The sequence below is a fragment of the Chryseosolibacter indicum genome (assembly GCF_018598585.1).
Classification (GTDB): Bacteria; Bacteroidota; Bacteroidia; order Cytophagales; family Cyclobacteriaceae; genus Chryseosolibacter; species Chryseosolibacter indicus.
On record NZ_JAHESD010000156.1, the window covers coordinates 1 to 543 of the forward strand.

At 40.1% G+C, this 543-nt stretch carries 1 protein-coding gene; it reads right to left on the reverse strand.

The window, feature by feature from the left end:
* Positions 1-543: ATP-binding response regulator (locus KK060_RS24885; RefSeq protein WP_254158007.1), on the reverse strand; the 543-nt coding region annotated here is incomplete at both ends.

Sequence of the window (543 nt, forward strand, 5' to 3'; positions counted from 1 at the left end):
TCACAGGGATATGAGAAGTCTTCTTGTCCGATTTTATCTTTCTGCAAAGATCTAAACCATTCATCTCAGGCATCATTACATCACTTACAATAAGATCGGGTATGAACGACTGTGCTTTTAAAAGTCCTTCACTTCCGTTAGAGGCTTCAATAATTGAATACTGGTTCTTAAGGTTATCTTTTAGGTAGAACCTGAAATCTTCATTGTCTTCAACCAGCAATAATGCTGGCTTCTTAACAGCATTTGGTCCGGCCAATTCCGCTTCCTCGTTTATAGTGGCACCCACAAGCTCTGCTTCCAAAGACACCTTTTTTACTTGGGAGATTTCATTTACCGGGAGCATTACTGTAAAGCATGTTCCTTGCTCCCGCTCACTTTCAACGGATATTGAACCTCCATGGATCTTGACGAATTCTTTTGTTATCGATAGTCCTATTCCACTGCCCTGGTTAACCAGTGAAGCCGGAAGCTCATTTTGAAAAAAGCGTTCAAATATTTTCTCGTGCTTATCTTTTGAAATTCCTATACCTGTATCCTTTACCT